Below are 8,721 nucleotides of genomic sequence, written 5' to 3'. Positions count from 1 at the left end.
GTTTAGTTTTCAAAGAACAACTTGGTCTTTCGAAGCATTCTCGCTTCAAGCGACTTATTTATTGTATCGCAGCTTCTTCATTCTGTCAAGAACTTTTTTCTTTTTCATTTTGAAGATTGTCGGCTGTATGACAGCGACGAGCGGCTTCCGATCAAGGAGCTTCGTTCTCATCTTTTTCATATCGGCCGATGTCTTGCGGCGACTTGTATTATATTACAGGATTTTGTGTCTTTTGTCAACACCATTTTATAAAAAACTTTATGCCCGCGATTCATAAAAATAAAAAAACGCATCGAATAATCGATGCGTTTTTATTAGCGATTTGGTGGCGGCACAGAGATTTGAACTCCGGACACTGCGGGTATGAACCGCATGCTCTAGCCAACTGAGCTATGCCGCCATAAAAATGGTGGGCAGGGATGGATTCGAACCATCGTAATCCGAAGATGACAGATTTACAGTCTGTTCCCTTTAACCACTCGGGCACCTACCCATGTCTTAACAAGTGCGTTAAGAACAGTATTTATTATATAGGCTATTTACGCACTTGTCAATACTTTATTTGATTTTTATTTTCTGCGCATCCAGACAGGGATATCGATAAAGCTGTCCGTGCCGACAGTGGTGCCAATCGAAGCAGAATTATCCTGCTGGGCAGCCGGCTGTGCCGCATTCTGCTGCGTCTGAGCGGCCTGTGGCTGCGCCGGAGCCTGTGCCTTGGCATCTGGTACCCCTACAGTCTCTTCCGGTGCGTCAAAGCCCGTAGCGATGACCGTTACGCGTACTGTATCCCCCATGGAATCATCAATGGATGCACCCCAGATGATATTCGCCTGCGAATCTGCTGCTTTCTCGATGGCCTCAGAAGCTTCCGTGACTTCAAACATGCTGAGATTCTCCTCAGCACCCGTAACATTGAGCAAAACACCGCGTGCACCGTCAATGCTCGTTTCAAGAAGCGGCGAAGCAATGGCTGCCTTGGCAGCTTCGACGGCTGCATTTTCACCGGAAGCTTCACCAATGCCCATGAGAGCTGAACCAGCGTTGCTCATGATACTCTTGACATCAGCAAAGTCGAGGTTGATGAGGCCTGGCAGGGCAATGAGGTCCGAAATACCCTTGACACCCTGACGCAGGACATCATCGGCGATGCTGAAGGCCTGCGTAATCGGCGTCTTCTTGTCAACCACCTGCATGAGACGGTCATTCGGAATCGTGATAATGGTATCCACGTGTTTTTTGAGATTTTCAATTCCCAGTTCTGCATTGCGGCGGCGCTTCATGCCCTCAAAAGAGAACGGACGCGTCACGACGCCTACCGTCAGCGCGCCAATCTCACGTGCACATTCCGCTACGACAGGAGCAGCACCAGTGCCAGTGCCGCCGCCCATGCCAGCCGTGACAAAGACCATGTCAGCCCCGCGCAGCGTGTCGAGGATGTCATCGCGGCTCTCTTCTGCAGCCTTCTGGCCGATTTCCGGCTGTGCACCGGCACCGAGGCCGCGCGTCAGCTTCTCGCCGATCTGCATGCGCTTCGGAGCCAGGGATTTCAAAAGCGCCTGTGCATCCGTATTGACAGCAATGAACTCCACGCCCTGCAGTCCAAGATTGATCATGCGGTTAACAGCATTGCTGCCGCCGCCGCCTACACCGATTACTTTTATTTTGGCCAATTGATCGAGCCCATTATCATCAAGTTCAAACACTGCCTTAACCCCCATCACGAGAATATATAGTTCGACATCCGAAAAGTCCAATGTCCATTTCTTATACTAAAGATATCTTTGCACAAGATACCTCTATCAGTTTACCATCATTTTATACCGAATACCATAGGTAAAGTGAAAATTTCTTTATCTTGATTTTACAACACTTCGTGCTGCCTGACAATCTTACGCCTCTCATGATTTCGCCGCCTCTTTATCGTCAGCATTCGGATCAAATCCCTTTAATTTGATGAATGGCGCTTCATAGCTGAAATCAACATAATCAATGGCATGCTTGCTCGTCTTCAAAGATTTGACAAAATCAGCCGTGAGCTGTGCTTTTTCATCCAGACGATCAAGTTTTCCCAGACGGATTTGCACAGAGCTGTTCGCATAGGCAGTGACCGCATCCGGATTGGCTATATTGACTTCAGAAATCTGATTCAAGGCCTCCAGGTCAATCTGACTCAGGAAATAAAGAACTTTTTTAATGTTTTCGTCATCCACATCATCACCAAGATAAAGTCCTGAGACCTGTGTGCCTGTAATCAGGGGAATGGGAACGCTGTGCAGTGCACGGTAAGCGGCAAGTACCTTTCCTGTATGATCAAGGTCAAGATAGCCATAATCACAGGCCACAGTGGCTACAGGCTTCCGTTCCGTCACCTCAATTTCCAGTCTGTCCGGCAGCTGCCGTCTTACGACAGCGGATTCAATACGCAGATCATGCATGAGGTTCTGGGCCACAGCATCTGTCTGCAGCTGAAACAATGGCTCTCCTGTATGAATTCGACCGATTTCACAAATCTGGTCCTGTGTCAGATATGTCGTGCCGCTGACATCGACATGCTTGAGTGTAAAAATTGGCGTATAGACGACTACGGCCATGATGAGTCCGCAGGCAGCCAGGAACAGGAACCCCTTGAAAAGCCGCCTGCCGCTGCGATGTTTTTTTTGCTCTTGTTCCTTCAAAGTGCATCCCCCTGTATGGAAAAGCGCCGGACACAGAAAAGTCCGGCGCAAAAAATGAAAATGCTTCTCTCAGCTTGTTCTTACTTCTTGAAACCTGCCATCTCGAGAATGCGTTCGCATAGCTCGGGGAATTCTACCCCCATAGCACGTCCGGCATCCGGTACCAGCGAGAGCTCTGTCATGCCCGGTACAGAATTGACTTCTATGACGTACGGCGTGCCATTCTCGCTGAGCATCATGTCAACGCGTGCGACACCGCGGCAGCCGCAGGCCGTAAATGTCTTGATGGCAAGGTCCTGAATTTCCTTCGTCTTTTCATCCGAAACACGGGCCGGAATGATATGAGTGGAAGCACCTTTTGTGTATTTGCTCTCATAGTCGTAACGGCCGGAAGTCGTCGTGATTTCGATAATAGGAAAAGCTTCCTTCTTTTCTTCATTGCCCCATACTGCAACAGTCAGTTCTTTGCCGCGGATAAATTCTTCCACGAGGACCTCATCATTGTACGAGAAAGCCTCTTTCAAGGCATCCTGAAGGGCATCCTTCGTTTCCACGATGTAAACACCAATGCTCGAGCCCTGTGAAGCAGCTTTGACGACGACTGGCAGCGAAAATCCTTTTTCGATTTCAGCGGCGAGGTCACGTTTCATTTCAAAACGATGATATGTATGGGAACGCGGCGTCGAGATGCCTTCTGCGACAAAGACGCGCTTTGAAGCGGCTTTATCCATCGTGACAGCTGCAGCAAGAACGCCAGAACCCGTATAAGGGATGCCGAGCATATCGAGAGTACCCTGCAGGACACCATCCTCACCAAACTTGCCATGAAGGGCATTGAAGACGATGGCACAGCCGCTCTTCTTAATATCTTCGGCAAAGGTCGGTGGATTGAGCTCCATGCCTTCCGCATTATAGCCTTTCGACTGCAGCGCCTTCAAAATGGCATTGCCCGTCTGACGGGAGATTGCGGCTTCTGTGGAAGGGCCACCCATGACTACGACGATCTTATCCTGATTCATTCTGAAAATTCTCCTTTATGATAGCGAATGAGACTCTGCGATTCTATTTTACTGATTCTGCAGCAGGCTGACAAGTTCTTCACCCGTCTTGTAGATATCTCCTGCCCCCATCGTGATGACGAGGTCCCCTGGCTGTACAAAATCCTTGAGGTACGCTGCCAGTTTTTCACGCTTTGGCTCATAAACGACGTGCTGGCCGGACTGGCGCGTGACTTCATCGACAATCGTCTGGCCGCTGATGCCTGGGATTGGAGCCTCGCCAGCAGCATAAACGTCCGTGAGTACGAGGACATCGGCCGAGACAAATGCCTTGCCAAATTCCTCATGCAGAAGCTGCGTGCGCGAATAGCGGTGCGGCTGGAACACACAGATCAGACGCTTTGGCTTCGTCTCCTTGGCAGCCTTGAGCGTTGCCGCAATTTCTGTCGGATGATGCGCGTAATCATCAACAATCCAGACACCGTTTTCGCGCCCTTTTGTCTGGAAGCGGCGCTTTGCACCGTGGAAGGCTGCAAGGCCCGCAGCCATCTTCTCGAAGCTTACGCCGAGAGAAAGTCCTGTAACAATGCAGGCCATGGCATCGAGCACATTGTGGCGCCCCGGAATGTTGAGGTCGACATGACCGAGTTCAGCGTCTCCATGGAAGACATCAAAGGAAATGCCCGTACCGCTGTGCGTGACATTTTTCGCGCGGTAATCCGCCTCATGGTCGATGGCGTAGGTGATGTATTTGCGGTCAAGATTTTTAGCCATATTGCGCAGGTTCTCATTATCGAAGCAGATGACAGCATACCCTGTCTCCTTATCGACATTCTGGATAAACTGCGTGAAGGCCTTGATGATGTTTTCCATCGTACCGTAATGATCCATATGGTCGTCTTCGACATTGGTCACGACGGCAATATGCGGGTGCAGTTTGAGGAAAGAACCGTCGCTTTCATCGGCTTCCGAAACAAGGTAATCGCTCTTGCCGAGCACGGCATTCGTGCCGAGGTCCGGCACTTCACCGCCGACAACGACGGACGGGGAAACACCGGCATGCGTCAAAGCTACGCCGAGCATCGAAGTCGTCGTCGTCTTGCCATGTGCACCTGCTACCGCGATGCCCTTGTATTCATTGACAAGGGCTGCATTGATATCCGAACGGTGCAGTTTCGTGATGCCGAGATCTTTAGCTGCCAGGACTTCCGGATTGTCAAACGGAATGGCCGTAGAAACGACGATGGCGTCAACGCCGCGCACATTTTCCGCTTTTTGTCCGCCGAGCGTGATTTTTGCGCCCATCTGACGCAGTTTCTCAATGATACCGGAATCCCCGCGGTCCGAGCCGGATACCTCATAGCCGAGCTCGACCATCATCTTGGCCAGCGGGCTCATGCCAGCGCCGCCAATGCCTACGAAATGAATTTTCTTGATGCCTTTCAGCTCTTTGAGCTCTTTATGCACTCCAATCACCTTTCCTATTTTTCCATTTTCATTTTATATTTGTGCCACTCTGTTACCCTTTGGCAATCTCGAGAACAATATCTGCAATGTCGCTGGCAGCCTGCGGCCTTCCCATTTTCCTGCTGGCCTTGGCCATGGCCTGCAGTTTATCCGGTTCGCTCAAAAGCTCTGCCAGAACCGCATTCAAAGATTCTGCTGTCAAATCCCGGTCGAGAATCATGCGGGCTGCACCGGCGTCCTGCAGGGCTTTTGCATTGTGTTCCTGATGATTCTCCGCCGCATATGGATAGGGAATCAGGATAGAAGGAATCCCTCGTGCCGTGAGCTCTGCCAGCCCCGTCGCGCCGGCGCGGAAAATCGCCAAATCGGCCATTGCCATGGCCTGAGGCATATTATAAAGGTACGGTTTTACCAGGATATGCGGACATTTCGAAAGTTCCACGCCCTCTTTTGCTAAGGCTTCCAGGACATTTTGGTAGCCGCGCTTGCCTGTCACGTGCAAAAACTGGACCTCCGGATAGTCCGCTGCGTGCTTCAATACACCGATCATGGCCTGATTGATGGCACGCGCACCGCGGCTGCCGCCCGAAACCAGCACGGTCTTTTTCTTCGGGTCAAAGCCAAAAGCCGCCGCGCCGTCCTCACGCTGCGCCGAAAGCACCTCGCTGCGAATCGGATTGCCCGTGAAGACAACCTTGTCCGCTGGAAAATGCTTCATGGCTTCTTCCGTGCCTGCTGCAATCTTCGTGACAAATTTGGAAAGAATCTTATTCGTGATGCCCGGCACAACATTCTGCTCCTGAATGAGCGTCGGGATGTGCATGAGGCTGGCAGCCAAAAGAATTGGACCGCAGACGTAGCCGCCCGTACCAATGACAACGTCCGGCTGGAATTTATGGACAATGCGCGTCGCCTTCGCTACGCCAACCATCGCGCGTCCCGCACGCAGGATATTATCCGGTGTCAGGTGACGCTCAAATCCCTGAATGTCCACTGTTGTAAAAGGCAGACCTTCCTTCGGGATAATATCGGCTTCCAAGCCGCGTTTCGTACCGACATAAAGGAACTTTGCGTCTGGTACTTTCTGCTGAATGGTCCTTATGATGGTGATGGCCGGATAGATATGCCCGCCCGTGCCACCGCCGGAAACGATGATATTCAAGACTTGACTCCTCCTATCCTTCGTCACTTCTGTTTTTCAAATTCACGCACGAGACGCTTGAAATCGCGGCCGCGCTCTGCCATATTGTGGTACATATCAAAACTTGCGCAGGCCGGAGAAAGCAGCACGACGTCCGGCGCCTGCGCCAAAGCATGTGCCATTTCAACGGCACGCGGCATAGAATACCCTGCAGCGTAAATGTGCTCCTCAGGGAAACCGTTCTGGACCGCCGCTTCATAAAAGCGCTCTGCTGCCCGGCCGATGAGAATAAGCTCCGACACGCGCTCTTTGACCAGCTTCATGAAATCCGTCAAATCCGTCATCTTATCATCGCCGCCCGCCAGCAGGATGATGTGACCATCGAATGTCTCAAGGGCCTTGATGGCAGAATCCGTATTTGTCGCCTTGGAATCGTTGTAATACGGCACGCCGTTGATGGTCGTCACATACTCAATGCGGTGTTCAACACCGCGGAATTCTTTGAGCACCGGTACCATTTTTTCCGGTTCACAGCCAGCGAAAAACGCCGAAGCAATGGCTGCCAGAGCATTTTCAACATTGTGCGGCCCCTTAATGCCGAGTTCATTCGTGCGGCAGACCTCATATTCCTGTCCGGCCCAGCGAATCACGATCATGCCGTCTTTGACGCTGCCGCGGACAAAGACACCTTCTGGGAGTTCTTCGCGGCGGCTGAAATAGCAGACTGTAGAATGCGCACGCTCTTTCATGGAACGCGTGCGTTCATCGTCGTAATTGAGCACGAGATAATCTTCTTTCGTCTGCTCGCGAAAAAGGCGCTCCTTCATTGCCTGATAGACATCCATCGAGCCGTGGCGCACGATATGGTCCGGCGTCACATTGAGTACAGCCGCAACGTGCGGATGAAAATGTTCCGTCGCTTCCATCTGATAACTTGAGATTTCCGCTGCGATGCAGCCGCCTTTGCCAATGCGCAGGGCTTCCTCAGAAAGAGGTACGCCGATATTGCCGCCCACGCCGACTTTTTCGTAATGCGTCTTGAGCAGCAGTCCGAGAAGCGTCGTCGTCGTCGTTTTGCCATTTGTGCCAGTCACTGCGCAAAATGGCGATTCTGCAATATCGTAAGCCAGCTCCACCTCGCTCATGACACGAATTCCCTTTTTATAAGCGGCCTGAATGAGCGGAATGCGCACAGGCACGGCCGGTGAAACAATCACCGTGTCAATGCCATCCAGCATGCTTTCCTGCTGCGGACCGAAGACGAGCGTTACGCCTGCCGCGCGCAGTTTGGAAAAATCATCGCCGAGTTTCTCAAGTTCTTCTTCCGTCTTGGCATCACTCAAGGTGACATCAGCGCCAAAACGTCTTGCCAGTCTCGCAGCTGCAAAACCGCTGATTCCCGCACCTATGACCAAAACGTGTTTCTGTTTCCAATCCAACTCCATGACGAATCCCCCCGGATATAACAAATGACATTATGGCACCATCAAAAGGCCGATAATGGCAGCCAACAGCCCCACCATCCAGAAGACAAAGACAACCTTGGTCTCCTTCCAGCCGCCGAGCTCAAAATGGTGATGAATCGGGCTCATGCGGAAGACGCGTTTGCCCGTCGTCTTGAACGAAATAACCTGAATAATGACAGACAAGGCCTCACAGACAAAGACAAAACCGATGACGGCCAAAAGAATCTCCGTATGCGTCAGAATGCCGACCGCAGCAATGGCGCCGCCGAGTGCCAGGGAACCCGTATCCCCCATGAACACTTTAGCCGGGTGGGCATTGAAGCGCAGAAAAGCCACACAGGCCATCATCATGGCCACGCAGAAAAGCGCGAGGTCAAAATGACCGGTCATATAGCAGACAAGGGCATACGCGCCTGAGGCAATGGCGACCGTGCCCGAAGCAAGACCGTCCAGTCCATCTGTCAGGTTGACCGCATTGCTCGTGCCGACGAGAACAAAAAGCACCAGGAAATAATAGCCAATGCCAATATCGATATTGACATCCGCAATCGGGATCCAGATGCTCGTATCGATGCCGAGCACGCGGGTTCCGACAATCATCGTGACAATCGCGATGATGATCTGACCGAGCATCTTCTGTTTGGCCTTAAGGCCGAGATTGCGCTTTTTGACAACCTTGATGTAATCGTCCAGGAAGCCAAGGACAAAATGACCGAGCGTAATGAACAGAGCCAGCAGGATGGCCGGTGTCAGCGGAGCAGCTGCCACAGTTGCAAGTACAATGGCCAGAATGATCATGATACCGCCCATCGTCGGCGTACCGCTCTTGGCCTGATGGCTTTTCGGCCCTTCTTCACGGATGCTCTGTCCAAATTTGAGCTTGTGCAGCTCCGGAATGAGTATTGGCCCTATGCTGAGCACAAGACCAGCGGCGATGATGGCCGCAAGCAATATTTTATCCAACTTTTAAC

The 8,721-nt window shown here is 51.7% G+C and carries 7 protein-coding genes and 2 tRNA genes; all 9 read right to left on the bottom strand.

Annotation, left to right across the window (positions count from 1 at the left end):
- Window positions 1–323 precede the first annotated feature (323 nt).
- The 9 genes from ACI4OH_RS08445 to mraY all read right to left on the bottom strand — a co-directional run bounded on the left by ACI4OH_RS08445 (window position 324) and on the right by mraY (window position 8,713).
- Window positions 324–400 (bottom strand) — tRNA-Met (locus tag ACI4OH_RS08445).
- A gap of 7 nt (window positions 401–407) precedes the next feature.
- A tRNA-Tyr gene (locus ACI4OH_RS08440) sits at window positions 408–493 on the bottom strand.
- Window positions 494–569: 76 nt separating this feature from the next.
- Window positions 570–1,721, bottom strand: coding sequence for a cell division protein FtsZ (gene ftsZ / locus ACI4OH_RS08435; protein ID WP_439784585.1), 1,152 nt, complete (start codon window positions 1,719–1,721; stop codon window positions 570–572).
- Between the two features lie 180 nt (window positions 1,722–1,901).
- Complete coding sequence (locus tag ACI4OH_RS08430) at window positions 1,902–2,678, bottom strand: cell division protein FtsQ/DivIB (RefSeq protein ID WP_432647952.1); 777 nt, start codon at window positions 2,676–2,678, stop codon at window positions 1,902–1,904.
- An 80-nt stretch (window positions 2,679–2,758) separates the two neighbouring features.
- Window positions 2,759–3,697 (bottom strand): D-alanine--D-alanine ligase family protein, encoded by a 939-nt coding sequence (locus tag ACI4OH_RS08425; RefSeq protein ID WP_432647951.1) that lies wholly within the window; start codon window positions 3,695–3,697, stop codon window positions 2,759–2,761.
- Between the two features lie 48 nt (window positions 3,698–3,745).
- On the bottom strand, window positions 3,746–5,152 hold the full coding sequence (murC, locus tag ACI4OH_RS08420) for a UDP-N-acetylmuramate--L-alanine ligase (protein WP_435722029.1): 1,407 nt from the start codon (window positions 5,150–5,152) through the stop codon (window positions 3,746–3,748).
- 43 nt (window positions 5,153–5,195) lie between these two features.
- Window positions 5,196–6,305 carry an undecaprenyldiphospho-muramoylpentapeptide beta-N-acetylglucosaminyltransferase gene (gene murG / locus ACI4OH_RS08415; RefSeq protein ID WP_435722030.1) on the bottom strand — a complete coding sequence of 370 codons (1,110 nt, stop codon included), beginning with the start codon at window positions 6,303–6,305 and terminating at the stop codon, window positions 5,196–5,198.
- A 23-nt stretch (window positions 6,306–6,328) separates the two neighbouring features.
- Complete coding sequence (gene murD, locus ACI4OH_RS08410; protein ID WP_432646528.1) at window positions 6,329–7,723, bottom strand: UDP-N-acetylmuramoyl-L-alanine--D-glutamate ligase; 1,395 nt, start codon at window positions 7,721–7,723, stop codon at window positions 6,329–6,331.
- A 36-nt stretch (window positions 7,724–7,759) separates the two neighbouring features.
- A complete protein-coding gene (gene mraY / locus ACI4OH_RS08405) occupies window positions 7,760–8,713 on the bottom strand; it encodes a phospho-N-acetylmuramoyl-pentapeptide-transferase (protein WP_439784584.1) in 954 nt (317 codons plus the stop codon).
- Between the last annotated feature and the right edge of the window lie 8 nt (window positions 8,714–8,721).

This window comes from Mitsuokella apri (genome assembly GCF_051886055.1).
In the GTDB taxonomy this organism is placed as follows: domain Bacteria; phylum Bacillota; class Negativicutes; order Selenomonadales; family Selenomonadaceae; genus Mitsuokella.
The sequence above is the reverse complement of the archived record's forward strand: the minus strand, read 5'-3'. Positions and strand labels throughout refer to the sequence as shown.